This window comes from Azoarcus indigens, from assembly GCF_004361735.1.
Lineage (GTDB): Bacteria > Pseudomonadota > Gammaproteobacteria > Burkholderiales > Rhodocyclaceae > Azoarcus > Azoarcus indigens.
In genome coordinates, this window is sequence record NZ_SNVV01000008.1 from 192555 (window position 1) to 210524 (window position 17970).

The 17970-nt window shown below is 66.2% G+C and carries 13 protein-coding genes and 1 tRNA gene; 5 read left to right on the forward strand and 9 right to left on the reverse strand.

Annotation, left to right across the window (positions count from 1 at the left end):
- Positions 1–47: 47 nt before the first annotated feature.
- The 8 genes from C7389_RS11305 to C7389_RS11340 form a co-directional block, all read right to left on the reverse strand.
- A tRNA-Ala gene (locus tag C7389_RS11305) sits at positions 48–123 on the reverse strand.
- Between the two features lie 49 nt (positions 124–172).
- The gene (locus C7389_RS11310; RefSeq protein WP_133591415.1) at positions 173–1213 is read right to left on the reverse strand and encodes an L-threonylcarbamoyladenylate synthase; all 1041 of its coding nucleotides are present in this window, start codon (positions 1211–1213) and stop codon (positions 173–175) included.
- Positions 1203–2381, reverse strand: coding sequence for a 5-(carboxyamino)imidazole ribonucleotide synthase (locus C7389_RS11315; RefSeq protein WP_133591417.1), 1179 nt, complete (start codon positions 2379–2381; stop codon positions 1203–1205). Before C7389_RS11315 ends, C7389_RS11310 begins: the two co-directional genes overlap by 11 nt.
- Before the next feature lie 39 nt (positions 2382–2420).
- Positions 2421–2756, reverse strand: coding sequence for an SMR family transporter (locus tag C7389_RS11320; RefSeq protein ID WP_133591419.1), 336 nt, complete (start codon positions 2754–2756; stop codon positions 2421–2423).
- A 12-nt stretch (positions 2757–2768) separates the two neighbouring features.
- Positions 2769–3269 carry a 5-(carboxyamino)imidazole ribonucleotide mutase gene (purE, locus tag C7389_RS11325; protein ID WP_133591421.1) on the reverse strand — a complete coding sequence of 167 codons (501 nt, stop codon included), beginning with the start codon at positions 3267–3269 and terminating at the stop codon, positions 2769–2771.
- An 8-nt stretch (positions 3270–3277) separates the two neighbouring features.
- On the reverse strand, positions 3278–4153 hold the full coding sequence (gene folD / locus C7389_RS11330; RefSeq protein ID WP_133591423.1) for a bifunctional methylenetetrahydrofolate dehydrogenase/methenyltetrahydrofolate cyclohydrolase FolD: 876 nt from the start codon (positions 4151–4153) through the stop codon (positions 3278–3280).
- A gap of 157 nt (positions 4154–4310) precedes the next feature.
- Positions 4311–4946 carry a response regulator transcription factor gene (locus C7389_RS11335; RefSeq protein ID WP_133591425.1) on the reverse strand — a complete coding sequence of 212 codons (636 nt, stop codon included), beginning with the start codon at positions 4944–4946 and terminating at the stop codon, positions 4311–4313.
- Positions 4921–7647, reverse strand: coding sequence for a PAS domain S-box protein (locus tag C7389_RS11340; RefSeq protein ID WP_133591427.1), 2727 nt, complete (start codon positions 7645–7647; stop codon positions 4921–4923). Before C7389_RS11340 ends, C7389_RS11335 begins: the two co-directional genes overlap by 26 nt.
- Before the next feature lie 187 nt (positions 7648–7834).
- Between C7389_RS11340 and C7389_RS11345 the strand changes: the two genes are divergently transcribed.
- From C7389_RS11345 to lpdA, 4 genes are all read left to right on the forward strand, one after another.
- Positions 7835–9040 carry an ABC transporter substrate-binding protein gene (locus tag C7389_RS11345; RefSeq protein ID WP_133591429.1) on the forward strand — a complete coding sequence of 402 codons (1206 nt, stop codon included), beginning with the start codon at positions 7835–7837 and terminating at the stop codon, positions 9038–9040.
- 378 nt (positions 9041–9418) lie between these two features.
- A complete protein-coding gene (gene aceE, locus C7389_RS11350; protein ID WP_133591431.1) occupies positions 9419–12100 on the forward strand; it encodes a pyruvate dehydrogenase (acetyl-transferring), homodimeric type in 2682 nt (893 codons plus the stop codon).
- Between the two features lie 13 nt (positions 12101–12113).
- Positions 12114–13748 carry a dihydrolipoyllysine-residue acetyltransferase gene (gene aceF / locus C7389_RS11355; RefSeq protein WP_133591433.1) on the forward strand — a complete coding sequence of 545 codons (1635 nt, stop codon included), beginning with the start codon at positions 12114–12116 and terminating at the stop codon, positions 13746–13748.
- Between the two features lie 12 nt (positions 13749–13760).
- Positions 13761–15554 carry a dihydrolipoyl dehydrogenase gene (gene lpdA / locus C7389_RS11360; RefSeq protein WP_133591435.1) on the forward strand — a complete coding sequence of 598 codons (1794 nt, stop codon included), beginning with the start codon at positions 13761–13763 and terminating at the stop codon, positions 15552–15554.
- Between the two features lie 191 nt (positions 15555–15745).
- Here the strand turns inward: lpdA and C7389_RS11365 are convergent, their stop codons facing one another.
- Positions 15746–17302: a methyl-accepting chemotaxis protein gene (locus C7389_RS11365; RefSeq protein ID WP_162851718.1), complete on the reverse strand. Its 1557-nt coding sequence runs from the start codon at positions 17300–17302 to the stop codon at positions 15746–15748.
- Between the two features lie 321 nt (positions 17303–17623).
- Between C7389_RS11365 and C7389_RS24855 the strand changes: the two genes are divergently transcribed.
- Entirely contained in the window at positions 17624–17770 is a 147-nt protein-coding gene (locus C7389_RS24855) for a hotdog family protein (RefSeq protein WP_162851719.1), read from the forward strand.
- Positions 17771–17970 lie beyond the last annotated feature (200 nt).

The following is a 17970-nucleotide window of genomic DNA, read 5'->3' on the forward strand; positions in this document are numbered from 1 at the left end:
GAAAACGCCGGATTCGCTATCAACGAATCCGGCGTTTCTGGAATTCCTGGTGGACCGAAGGAGGATCGAACTCCCGACCTCTGCATTGCGAACGCAGCGCTCTCCCAGCTGAGCTATCGGCCCGAAAGAGCGGCATTATAGAGAGGCTCTCCGGAAAAGTGAAGTCTCGCCCTCAGGTTTCGTCCTGCTCACCGGAGCCCACTGCGGCACGGCCGAGGCGGTCGCGGATGGCGCGCCATTCGGCCGCCGGCGGCGGCGCTTCCACCAGCAGCAGGTCAGCACCGGCGGCATCCAGATCCCGCAGCGTGGCGTAGAGATCATGGGCGTAGGCGGCGGCATCCAGCGGCGCTTGCTGCCAATGCACACTGCCCTGCTCCGGTCTTGCCAGCGTGCGTGCCAGCACCACGATGCGCAGGCCGGCGGCCAGCGACTGCGCCAGCGCTCCCAACAGCACTGCCGGCTCCACAAGCTGTAGCGGCGTGCGCGGCGCGTAGTGGGCGGCAAGCGCGCCGGAAACACGCGGCGCGGCCTCCTCGGCGGGCGCAGCCGGCTCCGCGTCACCACGCAGCCTTGGCTGACGGCCGATGACCGCGGCGATCTGATCGGCGGTGATGGCGCCGGGGCGCAGGATTTCCGGCGTGCTACGGGAGAGATCGATGATGGTGGATTCGATGCCGACGTCGCAGGCGCCACCATCCAGGATCATCGCCACCCGCTCGCCCAATTCCTGCTGCACATGCCCGGCCGTGGTCGGGCTGATGCGGCCGAAACGGTTGGCGCTGGGTGCGGCGATGCCGGAATCGAAAGCCTTGAGCAACGCCAGCGCCACCGGATGGGAGGGCACGCGCAGGCCCACCGTGTCCTGCCCACCGGTGACTTCGTCCGGCACGCCCGGGGCCCGCTTGAGGATCATGGTCAGCGGGCCGGGCCAGAAGGCGCGCGCCAGGGCGATGGCCTCCTTCGGAATGGACGAGGCCCAGCGCGGCAACTGCTCGGCGTCCGGCAGATGGACGATCAGCGGGTGGTCTGCCGGTCGGTCCTTGGCAGCGAAGATGCGGCGGGCGGCTTCCGGGTTCAACGCATCCCCGCCCAGGCCGTAAACCGTCTCGGTCGGCAAGCCGACCAGATCGCCGGCGCGCAGCAGATCCACGGCCTGGGCGATGGCTCGGGGTGTGACGGCGGCGATGCCGCCGCGGACAGGCTCATTCGCCATGGATGCCAATGGCCTCGCGAGCCTTCAGTGCATGCTCCAGCACTTCGTCTGGCTTGTCGCCGATAACAACGAAGTGGCCCATCTTGCGGCCGGGGCGGGCGTGATGCTTGCCATAGAGGTGCAGGCGCAGGCCGGGCACGCCGTGCAGCACCGACCAGTCCGGCTCGCGGTAGACGCCATCGGCATGGCCGCCCTCGTACCAGAGTTCGCCCAGCAGATTCACCATCACCGCCACCGAATGCTGGCGCGGCTCGCCCAGAGGCAGGCCGCACAGGGCGCGCACCTGCTGTTCGTACTGGCTGGTGACGCAAGCATCTATGGTGTGGTGGCCGCTGTTGTGGGGGCGCGGCGCCATCTCGTTCACGAACAGTTCGCCGCGGCAGACGAAGAACTCCACGCCCAGCGTGCCGACGTAGCCGAGGTGGGCGGCGATGCGCTCGGCGATCTCCTGGGCGTCGTCGCGCAGACAGGCGGAGCCGCGCGCCGGGGCGATGGAGACATCCAGGATGCCGTTGCGGTGGCGGTTCTCCACGGTCGGGAAGCAGCGCACCGCGCCACGCTCGTCGCGCGCCAGCACCACCGAAACTTCGTAGTCCAGCGCCAGCATTTTCTCCAGCACACAGGCTTCGCCCTTGAACTGGCGAAAGGCGGCGAGCGCCTCGTCGCGGTCGGCGACGCGCGCCTGGCCTTTGCCGTCGTAGCCGAAGCGCGCCACCTTGAGCACCGCCGGAAACAGGCCGGCATTGGCGATGCGGATGTCATCCTCGCTGCGGATGGCGGCATACGGGCCGTGCGGCAAACCGTTGCGGGCGAGGAAGCCCTTCTCCTCGATGCGGTTCTGGCACACCGCCACCGCGGCGGCAGCCGGATGCACCGGCAGGAATTTGGCGAGGTAGTCCAGCGTGGCGGCCGGCACGTTCTCGAATTCGGTGGTCACGCCGGCGCACTCGGCGGCGAGCCGGTCCAGCGCAGCGAAGTCGTCGTAGGCCGCCACCAGGTGGAAGTCGGCGATGCGGCCGGCCGGGCTGTTCGGGTCCGGGTCGAGCACCCACACCTTGTAGCCCATCTCATGGGCGGCGGCGACGAAGAAGCGTCCGAGCTGGCCCCCGCCCAGCATGCCCAGGGTGGCGGGCGGCAGGATGGGAGCAGACGAGGGGATATCGGACATGCAGGCCTCGGAGAAGGTAATGGGCGCCGGCTCGGGCGCTCAATGAGCGGAAACGTTGGAGAACAGATTGATCACCAGCACGCCGGCCATGATCAGGACGATGCCGATGATGGCGGCCAGGTCCAGCTTCTGGCCGAAGAAGAACAGCGCCGCCAGGCTCACCAGCACAATGCCGACACCGGACCAGATGGCGTAGGCGATGCCCACCGGGATGTGCTTCAGGGTCTGAGACAGGCAGAAGAAGGCGATGCCGTAGCCGCAAATCACGACCACCGACGGCCACAAGCGGCTGAAGCCCTCGGCGGCCTTCAGCGCGCTGGTGGCGATCACCTCGGCGACGATGGCGATGCCGAGCAGCAGATAGGCCTGGCTCATCGGCGGCTGCGCTCAGACCAGCGGCGGCAGTTCCATGGCCAGCACCGTCTCGGTCTGGCGGCGGCGGAAGTCGTCCAGCTGCGCGGCCAGCGCCGGGTTGTCGTTGGCCAGCAGGGAGACGGCGAACAGGCCGGCATTGGCGGCACCCGCCTCGCCGATGGCGAAGGTGGCGACGGGAATGCCCTTGGGCATCTGCACGATGGAGAGCAGCGAATCCTGCCCCGACAGGGCCTTGGACTGCACCGGCACGCCCAGCACCGGCAGCGTGGTCTTGGCCGCCACCATGCCTGGCAGGTGGGCGGCGCCGCCGGCGCCGGCGATGATGGCCTTGAGGCCGCGCCCGCGCGCCGCTTCGGCGTATTCGAACATCAGGTCCGGCGTGCGGTGGGCGGAAACCACCCGCGCTTCGTAGGGCACGCCGAATTCGGCCAGCACCTTGGCGGCGGCCTGCATGGTGGGCCAGTCGGAACTGGAGCCCATGATGATGCCGACCAGGGGTTGCGCTTGCGTCATGACAGGGCTCACTTGCCGGCGGTGCGGGCAGCACGCTCGGCGGAAATCACCGTGTTTTCCAGCAGCATGGTGATGGTCATCGGGCCGACGCCGCCGGGCACCGGGGTGATGGCACCGGCCACTTCCTGCGCCGAGGCGAAATCGACGTCGCCGCACAGCTTGCCGGCGTCCGGGCCGTCCTGCAGGCGGTTGATGCCGACGTCGATCACGGTGGCGCCGGGCTTGATCATGTCGCCCTTGAGGAAGCGCGGCTTGCCGATGGCGGCGACCACGATGTCCGCGCGGCGGGTGTGGAAGCCAAGATCGCGGGTCCTGGAGTGGCAGACGGTGACGGTGGCGCCGGCATTGGTCAGCAGCATCGCCATCGGTTTGCCGACGATGTTGGAGCGGCCGATGACCACCGCCTCGGCACCGGCCAGCGGCACACTGGCAGACTCCAGCATCTTCATGACGCCGTGCGGCGTGCAGGGCAGGAAGGCTTCGCGGTTCTGCGACAGACGGCCGACGTTCTCAGCGTGGAAACCATCCACATCCTTGGCCACGTCGATGGCTTCCAGCACCGCGGTTTCATCGAACTGGGGCGGCAGCGGCAGCTGTACCAGGATGCCGTGCACCGCTGGATCGGCGTTGAGCTCGGCCAGCTTGGCCATGACCTCCGCCGGCGCAGCGTCGGCGGCATAGTCGAAGCGCAGCGAACGGATGCCGGCCTTTTCGCAGGCAGCCACCTTGTTGCGCACATACACGGCAGAGGCCGGATCACCGCCGACCAGGATCACCGCGAGGCAGGGCTGCACGCCCCGGGCGGACAGAGCGGCCGCGCGTCCGGCGATTTCGCCGCGCACCTGGGCGGCGAGCGCGTTGCCATCGATAATGCGGGAGGTCATCGGGGGAGCCTCGAAAAAAGCTCGCAATTTTATCGCAGCATCAGGGGCTTGTGCGCGCCGATGATGGACGGCCGCGAAAGCCCCGGCACTGGCGGCCGGCCAGCCGCCCTCGCGACCATGCTGCGTGCCGGCGCTGCCGCCGCCGGCGCATGTCCCCTCAGCGGCTGGCGACCGGCTCCACCGCCACCACGTGCTGCACCAGCTCCGCCAGCGAGTGGGCACCCATCTTTTCCATCACCCGGGCGCGGTGCACTTCCACCGTCTTGATGCTGATGCCGAGCACGTCGGCGATCTGCTTGTTGAGCTTGCCGGCGACGATGAGGTGGAGCACCTCGCGCTCGCGCTGGGTCAGGTGCTCCAGCCGGCGGGCAATGTCCGCCTCGGTGCGCCGCCGGCTGCGGCCATTGCGCTCCTGTTCCAGGCACTGCTCCACCAGGCGGCGCATCTCGGCATCGTTGAAGGGCTTCTCGATGAAATCCACCGCGCCGCGCTTCAGCGCGGACACCGCCATGGGCACGTCGCCATGGCCGGTGATGAAGATGACCGGCAGCGCACAGTGGCGGCGCCCCAGTTCCTCGAACAACTCCAGCCCGCTCATGCCCGGCATGCGCACGTCCAGCACCAGGCAGCCGGTCATGTCCGGCCGCCAGGCTTCGAGGAAGGACTCGGCGGAGTCGAACGCGGCCACCGCGTAGCCGCTGGACTCCAGCATCCAGACCAGGGAATCGCGCAGGGCTTCGTCATCGTCGACGATGTAGATGTACTGATCAGGCTCGGCGTGCAGCTCGCTCACTGGCGGCCTCCGTGGGCAAGGTAAACGAGAATATGGTACCGCCTTCCGGGTTGGCATCCACGACCAGCCTGCCGTCATGGAACTCGACGATGGAGCGGCAGATGTTGAGGCCCATGCCCATGCCTTCGGCCTTGGTCGTGTAGAAGGGGGTGAAGAGGCGCAGGCGGTCTTCCTCGTCGATGCCGTGGCCGCGGTCTATCACCGCCACTTCCACCGCGTGGGCGCCGTAGGGGCGGGCACGCACCGTCAGCACCCGCTCGTCCGCCACCGCGTCCGCCATCGCGTCCATGCCGTTCTTGACGAGGTTGAGCACCACCTGCTCGATCATGATGCGGTCGGCGTACACCGGCGGCAGGTCCGGCTCCAACTCGGCATGGATGCGGATGCCCATGCGGCGGGCATCGATCTCGGCGAAGCCGAGAGCGTCGTCCAGCACCTCGGAAATCTGCACCGCGCTGCGGCGCGGCTCGCTCTTCTTAACGAACTCGCGGATACGGCGGATGATCTTGCCGGCACGCTCGGCCTGGAAGCTGGCCTTCTGCATCGCGCCCAGCAACTCCTCCGGCCGGCCGTGGCCGCCCTGCAGCCGGGTGACGCAGCCGGCGCAGTAGTTGGCGATGGCCGACAGCGGCTGGTTCAGCTCGTGCGCCAGCGTGGAGGCCATCTCGCCCATGGTGATCAGGCGGCCGGTGCGCTGCAGGCGCTCCTCCTGCTGGCGCGAGACTTCGGCCGTCTGCTTGCGGTCGGTGATGTCGGTGGCGATGCCCATGCGCACCACCCGCCCGTCCACCCAGCGGGTGGCCTGCTCGCGCACGTGGTACCAGCGGCCGGACAGCGGATGCTGCAGCTCGCCGTCGAACAGCTCGCGCGGCAAGTCAGCGACAGTAAGGCCGCGCGGATCGACGCGGTAGTCGCCCCGCTCCGGCTGCGGCACGGCCACGCCACGCACGGTGCGGCCCACCGCGTCGAAGCCGTGGATGCTCTTGAAGGCGCGGTTGGCGAAGAGGATTTCGTCGGTGCGGGCATCGGCCACGAACACCGCCGCGTCCAGCCCGTCCAGCACCGCCTCGAAACGCTCGTGGGCGGCTTCCAGCGCAGCGCGAATGCGCTTGGGCTCGGTGATGTCGGTGACCGAGGCCATCCAGCCGGTCTGGCGGCCGGCGAGGTCGATCAGCGGCGAGAGGTAGAAGCGGGCATCCACCCGCTCGCCGTTGCGCCGGCGGATGCGCATCTCGAAGCCGCTGGGCGGCGCCCGCCCGGCCAGCGTCAGCGCCAGGTTGTGCTCGCAGGCCTCGCGCTCCTCCGGCGGCCAGTAGGGGAAGGGCGGCCCCATGCCCATCAGCTCTTCCTCCTCCAGCCCGACCATGCGGCAGAAGGCGGCATTCACATAGATGATGCGGCCAGTGAGGTCGATGGCGCGCAGGCCGGTCACCACCGACTCCTCCATCGCCTTGCGGAAGGCCGACTCGGCGCGCAGCGCCTCTTCCGCCGCCTTGCGGCCGGTGATGTCGTGGGCCACCGCGTAGACCAGCTTCTCCTGGCTCACCGGGTTGATGCTCCACACCAGCCACTTGTAGCTGCCGTCCAGGCAGCGGCAGCGGTTCTCGAAATTCACCGGCTCGCCGGCAGCCAGACGGCGCAGCTGGGTAAGCGTGGCCGCTGCGTCTTCCGGATGCACCAGGTCCAGCAGGGCCTGTCCCTGCAGATGTTCGGCGCGATAGCCCAGCACCCTCTCGAAGGCTGGATTGCAGCGGCGGAAGCTGCCATCCAGCCCGACCACGCACAGCAGGTCCAGCGACAGGTTGAACAAGCGATCCCGCTCCTTCTCCACCTGCACCCGGCGCTGCACATGGCTGCGCAGCGTCCACAGGCTCCACAGCACGATGATGGAAAGGCCGAGGATCAGCCCCGCCGGCAACAGGCGGGAGACGCCGCCGGCGCCATGGAACACGGTGGCGCGCAACACGAGGCCGTTGCCGGGCGGGTCCAGCGGTAGTTCATAGGCCACCCGGCCTTCGCTCTCGCGCAGCGCGGAATTCACCGCCAGCGTCCTGCCCTGGCCGTCCAGCAGCGCCAGGCGGTATTTCTCGGCGAACCAGCCGGGCACCAGGTAGCGCACCATGCGTTCCACGGAATAGACGGCCACCACCGCGCCGCGGGACTCCCGGCCGTTGCGGATGGGCACATGCACCTCCAGCCGCCAGCCGCCGTCCGCAGCCGGGTAGGGCACGCCGTACACCGGCCGGCCCAGCTCCCGCGCACGCTGGAAGACCACCGCCTGCGAGGGATCGAGCGCATCGCCCACCAGCCAGTCGGTGGCGTCGAAGGGTGCCGACCAGCGTATCGCCTCGTCCTCGCCCACCCAGACGATGTTCACCAGCTCGCCGTTGTTGGCGATGTGTTGATTGGCGCGCAGCTGGAAGGTGTCGGCATCCAGCACGCCGCCGGCGATGTCCCGCGCCAGCTGCCCCAGCACTTCCTCCGTGCCTTGCATGTGCAGGCGCACCGTCTGCTCCGCCCACTGCACATCGCGTGCGGCAGCGTTGCGCTCGCCTTCCGCCTCCCGCGTCTGCAGCAGCCAGACCAGCGCCAGCATGGAGACGGCGAACACGACCACCGCTACGTAGGGCGCCGTCCAGTACCACTGGGAGGAAGAGGACGTATGAGAGGCGCGCAGCGTGGTGTGATCGGAATCGAACATGAAGATGGAAGTGCAGCAGAAAGGACGGCCAGGCGAATCGCCCGGCCGCAGCGTTCTATTGTTCCCGCGCCCCGGCATGCGAGGCATTCGGTTTAACCCTAGCGCTCGCGGCACCGGCAGCCGCCCACTCCGGGATTGCGGGTTTCCGCCAATTTTGTCTGATTTTCGCCGCTCCTAGAGTGGCCCAATGTCGGTCAAGGGCCTGATCCGCCTCCTGCTGCTGCCGCTGAGCCTGCTGGCCGGCCTGCCGGCGGGCGGCGCACAGCCGGCCGACCCGGTGCGCATCGGCGTCACCGGCCCCTACTCCGGCAGCAATGGCGTGATCGGTCTCTCCATGCGCGAAGGCATACGCATCGCCGCGGCGCAGATCAATGCCGAAGGTGGCGTTCTCGGCCGCCGGCTGGTGCTGGTGGAGCGAGATGACCAGAGCAGCAACGAACGCGGCGCGCAGATTGCGCAGACACTGATCCAGGAAGAAGGGATCGTCGCCGCCGTTGGCCTCGTCAGTACCGGCGTGGCGCTCGCGAGCCAGCATCTGTACCAGCGCGCCCGCATCCCGATGCTGACCGCGGTGGCTGGCGGCAGCCTCATCACCCGCCAGTTCCAGCCACCGGAACATCTGGACAACTTCATCTTCCGCACCGCGCCCAGCGACACGCTGCACGCCCGGCGCATGGTGGAGGAAGCGGTGAACGGCCTCCACGCGAAACGCCTGGCGATCTTTCACGACGCCACCAACTACGGACAGCTCGGCCGCGACGATCTGCTGTTCGCGCTGCAGGCACGGCAGCTCCAGCCGGCGGCAGTGGAACGCCTGCCGCAGCACGACGCGGAAATGCTTGCAGCCCTGCACCGCGTCCATCAGGCCGGCGCCGATGCGCTGCTGGTTTATGGCTCAGGGGCGGGCCTGGCCCGTATCGCCAGCGCCAACGCGAAACTGGGTCTGCGCCTCCCGCTCATCGGCAGCTGGCCCTTCGCCGTGCCCGGCGTCCTCGAAGGCGCTGAACGCACAGCCGAGGGAGTGCGCATCCCCCAGAGCTTCATCCCGGCAGGGAGCCAGGACCGCCGGCAGGCCTTTCTGGAAGCCTGGCGTCGCACTACCGGAACCGATCGAATTCCGGTGCCGCCCGCGGCTGCGCAAGGGTATGATGCGCTGCTTCTGCTTGCCGCTGCGATAAGACAAGCGGGGAGCACCGAGGGAGATCGCATCCGGGATGCCTTGGAAAACCTCCGTACTCCGGTGGAGGGGGTGGTCATGATCTACGACCGCCCATTCTCGCGGGACAACCACGAGACCTTCACCCACTGCCGCCAGCTGGCGATGGGAGAAGTGCGGCAGGGCCAGGTCATGTTCGCCTACGACGAAGAGCGCAAACGCGCCACCCGGCAATGATGTCCCTCGAGCGCCGTTTTCCCGATCGGCCGGGGGACCTCTCCCTCCCTCCCTCACCCCCGGCCGATTTTTTTCTCCACGGCACTTTTCCAGCCGCCCCCACTCTTTCCTGAAGCCGGCGGCCATGCAGCCCCGGGCCATAGCCACACCCTTTCCGTCCCTAAGCCAGCCGCCACCGGCCTTGCGCCCCGGCACCGGCGACGGCGCCATTCCCGCGCCAATTCTTGGTTGCGGCGCACAATTGCACATGACGAAACATCGTTTTATAGTTTGAAAAGTTGACCTACCCGAGGTCCGGAACGGTCACGCGCATGCTCTGAAAACGTCCCGCCCTACCCTGGCGGGATCCGCCAACCGCAAGTCATGAGGAGACAAACCATGACCGGGAAAACAAACGTCTTTCTGCAAACCGACCCGGATACGCAGGAAACGAAGGAGTGGCTGGATGCCCTGGCCGCAGTCATCGAGAACGAAGGCGCCGAACGGGCACACTACCTGATCGAAAGGCTCATAGAAGCCGCGCGTGAAGACGGGATGGACATCCCCTATTCCGCCACCACCCAGTACATCAACACCATCCCCGCTGACCAGCAGCCCCGCTACCCGGGCGACCCGGACATGGAGATCAAGCTCCATTCCTACATCCGCTGGAACGCGATGGCGATGGTGGTGCGCGCCAACAAGCACACCAACGTCGGCGGCCACATTGCCTCCTTCGCTTCCGCCGCCGCCCTCTACGACGTCGGCTTCTCCCATTTCTGGCATGCGCCTTCCGCCGACCACGACGGCGACCTGATCTTCTTCCAGGGCCACTCAGTGCCCGGCGTCTATGCCCGCGCCTTCATGCTCGGCCGCCTGAGCGAAGAGCAGATGGACAACTTCCGCCAGGAAGTGGACGGCAAGGGCATCTCCTCCTATCCGCACCCCTGGCTGATGCCGGACTTCTGGCAGTTCCCCACCGTTTCCATGGGCCTGGGACCGCTGCAGGCGATCTACCAGGCCCGTTTCATGAAGTACCTTGCCTCCCGTGGCCTCATCGACGCCGGCCGGGCCGAACAGCGCAAGGTCTGGGCCTTCCTCGGCGACGGCGAGACGGACGAGGTCGAATCCCTGGGCGCGATCGGCATGGCCGCGCGCGAGCAACTGGACAACCTGGTGTTCGTCATCAACTGCAACCTGCAGCGCCTGGACGGCCCGGTGCGCGGCAACGGCAAGATCATCCAGGAACTGGAAGCCGAGTTCCGCGGCGCCGGCTGGAACGTCATCAAGGTGATCTGGGGTACCCACTGGGACACCCTGCTCCAGCGCGACAAGAAGGGCCTGCTGAAGAAACGCATGATGGAATGCGTGGACGGCGAGTACCAGACCTTCAAGGCCAAGAACGGCGCCTATGTACGCGAGTACTTCTTCAACACGCCCGAGTTGAAAGAGCTGGTGGCCGACTGGACCGACGACGAGATCTGGAATCTCAACCGCGGCGGCCACGACCTGTTCAAGATTTTCGCCGCCTACAAGGCCGCCACCGAGCACAAGGGCCAGCCCACGCTGATCCTGGCCAAGACCATCAAGGGCTTCGGCATGGGCCAGGCCGGCGAGGCGATGAACATCTCCCACCAGCAGAAGAAACTGGATGTGGACGCGGTGCGCCGCTTCCGCGACCGCTTCGGCCTGCCGGTGCCGGACGACAAGGTGGCCGAGCTGCCCTACCTGAAGTTCCCGGAAGACTCCGCCGAGTACAAGTACATGATGGAGCGCCGCATGGCCCTGGGTGGATTCCTGCCCCAGCGCCGCCGCAGCGCCGAAGCCCTGCCGGTTCCGCCGCTGTCCGCCTTCGAGGCGCTGCTGAAGGCCTCCGGTGAAGGCCGTGAATTGTCCACGACCATGGCGATGGTGCGCATCATGAACACCCTGCTCAAGGACAAGGGCATCGGCCGCCATGTCGTGCCCATCGTGCCGGACGAATCCCGCACCTTCGGTATGGAAGGCATGTTCCGCCAGTACGGCATCTGGAACCAGCAAGGCCAGAACTACGTGCCGGAAGACCACGACCAGCTGATGTTCTACAAGGAGTCGCAGACTGGCCAGGTGCTGCAGGAAGGCATCAACGAAGCGGGTGCGATGGCCGACTGGATCGCCGCCGGCACCGCCTACAGCGTGCACGGCGTGCAGATGGTGCCCTTCTACATCTTCTATTCCATGTTCGGCCTGCAGCGCACCATGGACCTGTGCTGGGCGGCTGCCGACCAGCGCACCCGCGGCTTCATGATCGGCGGCACAGCCGGCCGCACCACGCTGAATGGCGAAGGCCTGCAGCATGAGGACGGCCACAGCCTGATCCTGGCCAACATGATCCCCAACTGCATCAGCTACGACCCCACCTTCCAGTACGAAGTGGCGGTGGTGGTGCAGGACGGCCTGCGCCGGATGTTCGCCGAACAGGAGGACGTCTACTACTACATCACGGTGATGAACGAGAACTACGAACATCCCGAGATGCCGGCCGGCGCCGAGCAGGACATCCTCAAGGGCATGTACGCCTTCCGCAAGGCCGAGGCCGCCAGCGGCCCGCGCGTGCAACTGCTGGGCTCCGGCACCATCTTCCGCGAGGTCATCGCCGCCGCCGAGCTGCTGAAGAACGACTGGAAGGTGGAGTCGGACATCTGGGGCTGCCCGAGCTTCAACGAGTTGGTACGCGACGGCCAGGAAGTGAACCGCTGGAACATGCTGCATCCGCTGGAAACCCAGCGTGTCTCCCATGTGGAGAAGTGCCTGGAAGGCGCCAGCGGGCCGGTGATCGCCGCCACCGACTACGTCAAGCTCTACGCCGAGCAGATCCGCCCCTTCGTCAAGAACCGCTACGTCACCCTGGGCACCGACGGCTTCGGCCGCTCCGACACCCGTGAGCAACTGCGCCACTTCTTCGAAGTGGACCGCCACTGGGTCACCGTGGCCGCGCTGAAGGCGCTGGCCGACGAGGGCAGCATCCCGCGCGAAACCGTGGCCGCCGCGCTGCAGAAGTACGCGCTGGACGCCAACAAGCCCAACCCGCTGACGGTCTGAGGAGGACGCGACGATGAGCCAACTGATTGAAGTGAAGGTTCCGGACATCGGCGACTTCGACGAAGTGCCGGTGATCGAGCTGTTCGTGAAGGTCGGCGACACCATCGCGGTGGATGACGCCATCTGCACGCTGGAGTCGGACAAGGCCACGATGGACGTGCCCTCCTCCGCCGCCGGCGTGGTCAAGGAAGTGCTGGTCAAGGTCGGCGACAAGGTGGCCGAAGGCGCGCTGCTAGTCCGTCTGGAGGCCACCGGGGCCGCCGCGGCAGCCGAAGCCCCCAAGGCAGCCCCGGCTACGCCGCCTGCTCCGGCCGCTGCGCCAGCTGCCGCTCCCGCTGCTGCGGGTGGCATCGTCGAGGTCAAGGTGCCGGACATCGGCGACTTCTCGGACGTGCCTGTGATCGAGTTGTTCGTGAAGGTCGGCGACACCTTGAAGGTGGATGACGCCATCGCCACGCTGGAGTCGGACAAGGCGACGATGGACGTGCCTTCCTCCGCCGCCGGTGTGGTCAAGGAAGTGCTGGTCAAGGTCGGCGACAAAGTGTCCCAGGGCACAGTGCTGCTCAAGCTGGAAAGCAGCACTGGTTCTGCTGCGGCGGCGCCTGCTCCAGCAGCCTCCGCGCCTGCGGCCGTCCCCGTTGCGGCTCCCACACCGGCTGCTCCGGCTGCGGCTCCTGCCACCGCGAGCGCCGCTGTCGCCCCCTCCACCCTGGCGATCGGTGCCAAGGTGCACGCCAGCCCCTCGGTGCGCGCCTATGCTCGCGAGCTGGGCGTGGATCTCGCCCGGGTGAAGGCCAGCGGCCCGAAGAACCGCATCGTGAAGGAAGACGTCAACGCCTTCGTCAAGGGCGCAATGAGCACCGGCGTGGTTCCGGGCAAGAGCGCGCCGGCCCCCTCCGGCGGTGGTGGCGCCGGGCTGGATCTGCTGCCCTGGCCCAAGGTCGACTTCTCCAAGTTTGGCGAGATCGAAGTCAAGCCGCTGTCCCGCATCAAGAAGATCTCCGGCGCCAACCTGGCGCGCAACTGGGTGATGATCCCGGCGGTGACCTATCACGAGGATGCGGACATCACCGACCTCGAAGCCTTCCGCGTGCTGATCAACAAGGAGAACGAGAAGTCCGGCAAGAAGCTGACCATGCTCGCCTTCCTGATCAAGGCCTGCGTGTCCGCGCTGCAGAAGTTCCCCGAGTTCAACACCAGCCTGGACGGCGACAACCTCGTCTACAAGAAGTACTTCAACATCGCCTTCGCCGCGGACACCCCGAACGGCCTGGTGGTGCCGGTGGTGAAGGACGCCGACAAGAAGGGCGTGTTCGAGATCGCCGCCGAAACCGGCGAACTGGCGAAGAAGGCGCGCGACGGCAAGCTCGGCCCGGCCGACATGTCCGGCGCCTGCTTCACCATCTCCAGTCTGGGCGGCATCGGCGGCACCTACTTCGCGCCCATCGTGAATGCACCGGAAGTGGCCATCCTCGGGGTAAACAAGAGCGCGATGAAGCCGGTGTGGGACGGCAAGCAGTTCGTGCCGCGCCTGACTCTGCCGCTGTCGCTGACCGCCGACCACCGTGTGATCGACGGCGCCCTGGCCACCCGCTTCAATGTCTATATCGCCCAGCTGCTGGCCGACTTCCGTCGGGTCATGCTGTAAGGAGGCCGCGACATGAGCCAGATCATCGAAGTGAAGGTGCCGGACATCGGCGACTTCGACGCCGTGCCCGTCATCGAACTGTTCGTGAAGGTCGGCGACACCATCGCGGTGGATGACGCCATCTGCACGCTGGAGTCGGACAAGGCCACGATGGATGTGCCCTCTTCCGCTGCCGGCGTGGTCAAGGAAGTGCTGGTCAAGGTCGGCGACAAGGTGAGCGAAGGGGCGGTGCTGCTGAAGCTGGAAGCCGCATCCGCATCCGCCTCGCCGCAGCCGGCAGCAGCTCCCTCGGCAGCGGCGACGCCCGTCGCCGTGCCGGCTCCCGTGGCCGCCCCGGCTGCTGCCAGCCACGGCGGCAGTGCCGACATCGAGTGCGACATGCTGGTACTGGGCGCCGGCCCTGGCGGCTACTCCGCCGCTTTCCGTGCAGCCGACCTCGGCCTGCGCACCGTGCTGGTCGAGCGCTACGCCACGCTGGGCGGTGTCTGCCTGAACGTGGGCTGCATCCCGTCCAAGGCCTTGTTGCACGTGGCCAACGTCATGGATGAGGCCGCGCATTTCGCCGACCTGGGCATAGACTTTGGCGCGCCCAGGATAGACATCGACAAACTGCGGGCACACAAGGAGAAGGTGGTCGGCAAGCTTACCGGCGGCCTCTCCGGCATGGTCAAGGCGCGCAAGGTGGAAGTCGTGCGCGGCCTGGGCAGCTTCCTGGACCCCAACCACCTCGCGGTGGAACTCACCCAGGGCAACGGTCAGGACAAGAGCGGCGAGAAGAAGGTCATCCGCTTCAGGCAGTGCATCATCGCCGCCGGCTCCCAGGCGGTGAAGCTGCCCTTCATGCCGGTGGATCCGCGGGTGGTGGACTCCACCGGCGCGCTCGGCTTGAAGGCTGTGCCCAAGCGCATGTTGGTGGTCGGCGGCGGCATCATCGGCCTGGAGATGGCGACCGTCTATTCCACGCTGGGCGCGCGCATTGATGTAGTCGAGATGATGGACGGCCTGATGCAGGGCGCCGACCGCGACCTGGTCAAAGTGTGGGAGAAGAAGAACGCCCACCGCTTCGACAAGGTCATGCTGAAGACCAAGACGGTGGCCGCCGAGGCCAAGGAAGACGGCATATGGGTCAAGTTCGAGGCCATGGAAGGCGGCAGCGCCCCGGCCGAGGCCCAATGCTATGACCTGGTGCTGGTCGCCGTCGGCCGCAGTCCGAACGGCAACAAGATAAGCGCCGACAAGGCCGGGGTGGTGGTAACGGACCGCGGCTTCATTCCGGTCGATAACCAGATGCGCACCAACGTCCCGCACATCTTCGCCATTGGCGACATCGTCGGCCAGCCCATGCTCGCCCACAAGGCGGTGCATGAGGCGCATGTGGCAGCGGAAGTGGCTGCCGGGCAAAAGTCCAGCTTCGATGCGCTGCAGATCCCCTCGGTCGCCTACACCGATCCGGAAGTGGCCTGGGCAGGGCTGACCGAAGATCAGGCCAAGGCCAAGGGCATCAAGTACGAGAAGGCGGTGTTCCCCTGGGCTGCCAGCGGTCGCGCCATCGCCAATGGCCGCGACGAGGGCTTCACCAAACTGCTGTTCGACGCGGAAACCCACCGCATCATCGGCGGCGCCATCGTCGGCACCCATGCCGGCGACCTGATCGGCGAAGTCTGCCTGGCAGTCGAGATGGGTGCGGACGCGGTGGATATTGGCAAGACCATCCACCCACACCCGACACTGGGCGAGTCCATCGGCATGGCCGCGGAAGTGGCTCACGGCTCTTGCACCGACCTGCCACCGCCGCGGAAGAAGTAAGTTTGTTTCCCCGGATAGTGAGCACCATCCGGGGCAAGACAAGGCTTCAAAGACAAAACGCCCGATGGCTTGGTCCATCGGGCGTTTGTTTTTTCGCTGCTGTGATAGGGACGGCTGACTGAGCCGCGGCTTTCCTCAAGCCCCTCAAGGCGAAGCCAGGGACGCAGGCGCCTGCATCGGCGCCCCTCCGCTCAGGCAACAAAACGGAAATAGGCAACCAGTTGCTTGAGATTGCCCACATTGCCTTGCACTCCTGTTGCTGCCCTCTCGACCTCACCGATTCCCGCCAGGCTCCTCTCAACCAGGGCAGAAATCACTTCCATATCCTGCGCGATCTGCTCCGAAGCCGCAGAATGTTCTGCCGAGGCCTCCGCAATCTGCCCCGCCAGCGCCGCGACCTTCCCGCTGCCGTGCTCGATGCGCGCCATGATGTCCAGGCTGTCCGTCGCGCTCTCACTCGCAGATCCCACCTGCCCCACCGCCTGCCCCATGTCTTCGGAGACCTTGGACGACACCTTGCGTATCCCATCCACCATGGAAGCTATGGTGCCGGTGCAGTGAGCCGTGCGCTCGGCAAGCTTCCTCACCTCATCCGCCACCACCGCGAATCCACGTCCGACCTCGCCGGCACGAGCAGCCTCGATTGCGGCGTTTAGGGCGAGTAGATTGGTCTGGTCCGAGATCTCTCGTATCTCGTCGGACACCGCGCCTATGCTCTGGATGGAATCGCCCAGCGCCCGCATCGCATCGTTGGCGGCATCCACGGCAACGACCGTCTTCCTCGCCGCCCCCACCGTCTGGTTCAGATGCGTCCGCCCATCCGCAACCAGCGCCAGGGCATCGTCCGCTGCCTGCGCAGACGCCTTGGCCCCGCCCGCGACCTCGGAGACAGCCGCACTGTTCTCCTCCGAAGCGGCTGAAACCGAGAGGATGTGATCGCGCTGCGCGTTCGCCGCCGACAGTAGTTCCTCGACCTGCTGCTTGAGTACCAGGTTTTCCTTCTCGGTCAGGACCGCCGCCAGACGGATCTCGTCCAGCATCACCTTCAGATGCCCCTGCATATACATCAGGGCATCCATGAGCCGTCCCATCTCATCCGAACGTCCGACCGGAAGGGTATTCGTCAAGTCGCCTTCGGCGATGCGTTCAAAGACGTCCAGCACTTTTTTGGACTCGGTCACAGTGCGGCGCCAGAGCGCGCCAAGCACAGCCAAGATGGCTCCCCCGCCCAGCGCACCCAGAACCGCGAGCCCCCCTCCCGAGACCGAGGACAACCCTAGATGAACACCTGCACCGACAAGCAAGAACGCCATGAGCACGGCCAACAGGCCCACTGCGGCCAACATCCCTTTGCTCGAAACGCCGCGTCGGTTGGGCATGTCCAGATTGCGGTAACGCGCCCTCTTCGTCCGCATCGCAGCGTAAAGCGCCTCTTCTGCCTCCACCCGCCCCGGAGCAACCTCGCTGCGCAGACTCATGAAGCCCACATTCTTACCGGCTTTCCGCACCGGCAGCGTCAGCGCTCTGGACCAGACCTCACCACCGCTGAAGTGCTTCATCTTAGACATGCCGTACCAAGGCCGTCCGGCCGTGGTCGTTCCCCGGACGTCGGCCAGCAACTCGCCAGGCACGTCAGGATAGGCAATTTCCTTGATGCTGGTGCCGATCAGACTTTCCCGCTCCGCTCCTATCATCTCGGCGAAAGCCTCGTTGGCGTAGGTAATCTTGAAGTCCATGTCGTACTTCAAGACCACCATCTTTCCTCTAGGGAACGGGTGGCCGCGCCCCGTACCTGGCCTGCTCATGGTCATCTGCATCTCTCGTCGGTTGGCGCACCCTCTGATGGGGTGCTTATCGTTTTGCAGGAAACTTAAAGCTTGGAGAGCGACTTCACCTCTCCGTTAGCGTTCTGTCTTTTTATTTTTTAAACATTTAACTGTCAAATTTTTCGACAGTTGCGGGCCAAACAGATCACACCTCAAGCAAAAGCTCTTATGAAACAAAGGAAATGGCACTCCTCTGGGGCAAGGAGGCCCTGATTTCGTGCATGGGACAGAACAAGAACAGGCTTGACCAACTCGACGGTGGTAACGCGGGTGACGGTGCAGAGCCTGCAGGCGGAGAAGCGGCGAGCGGTGTTTCTGACGGAATGCCGGGTAGGGGAAACGGTGGTGCTGACGGGGGAAGCGGAGTTGCTGATTCCGAAGCGCGGCTGAGAGGAAGGCGGGCGGGGGCCTTGCGGGGCTCCTGGCTGGATTTCGATTTAGATTCAACCGCTCCGCATTGGCATTTCGATCCACAAACGCAAAAAGCCCCTGCATTTTAATGTGCAGGGGCTTTTCTAATAGTTAGTCTGACGATGACCTACTTTCACGAGAGCGCATCTCACTATCATCGGCGCGGTCTTGTTTCACGG

Bases quoted from the DNA above. Each gene is read 5' to 3' on its own strand.
- C7389_RS11310 (WP_133591415.1), bottom strand. From the start codon at position 1,213: ATGGCGAATGAGCCTGTCCGCGGCGGCATCGCCGCCGTCACACCCCGA.
- folD (WP_133591423.1), bottom strand. From the start codon at position 4,153: ATGACCTCCCGCATTATCGATGGCAACGCGCTCGCCGCCCAGGTGCGC.
- C7389_RS11345 (WP_133591429.1), top strand. From the start codon at position 7,835: ATGTCGGTCAAGGGCCTGATCCGCCTCCTGCTGCTGCCGCTGAGCCTG.
- C7389_RS11320 (WP_133591419.1), bottom strand. From the start codon at position 2,756: ATGAGCCAGGCCTATCTGCTGCTCGGCATCGCCATCGTCGCCGAGGTG.
- purE (WP_133591421.1), bottom strand. From the start codon at position 3,269: ATGACGCAAGCGCAACCCCTGGTCGGCATCATCATGGGCTCCAGTTCC.
- aceE (WP_133591431.1), top strand. From the start codon at position 9,419: ATGACCGGGAAAACAAACGTCTTTCTGCAAACCGACCCGGATACGCAG.
- aceF (WP_133591433.1), top strand. From the start codon at position 12,114: ATGAGCCAACTGATTGAAGTGAAGGTTCCGGACATCGGCGACTTCGAC.
- C7389_RS11315 (WP_133591417.1), bottom strand. From the start codon at position 2,381: ATGTCCGATATCCCCTCGTCTGCTCCCATCCTGCCGCCCGCCACCCTG.
- C7389_RS11340 (WP_133591427.1), bottom strand. From the start codon at position 7,647: ATGTTCGATTCCGATCACACCACGCTGCGCGCCTCTCATACGTCCTCT.
- lpdA (WP_133591435.1), top strand. From the start codon at position 13,761: ATGAGCCAGATCATCGAAGTGAAGGTGCCGGACATCGGCGACTTCGAC.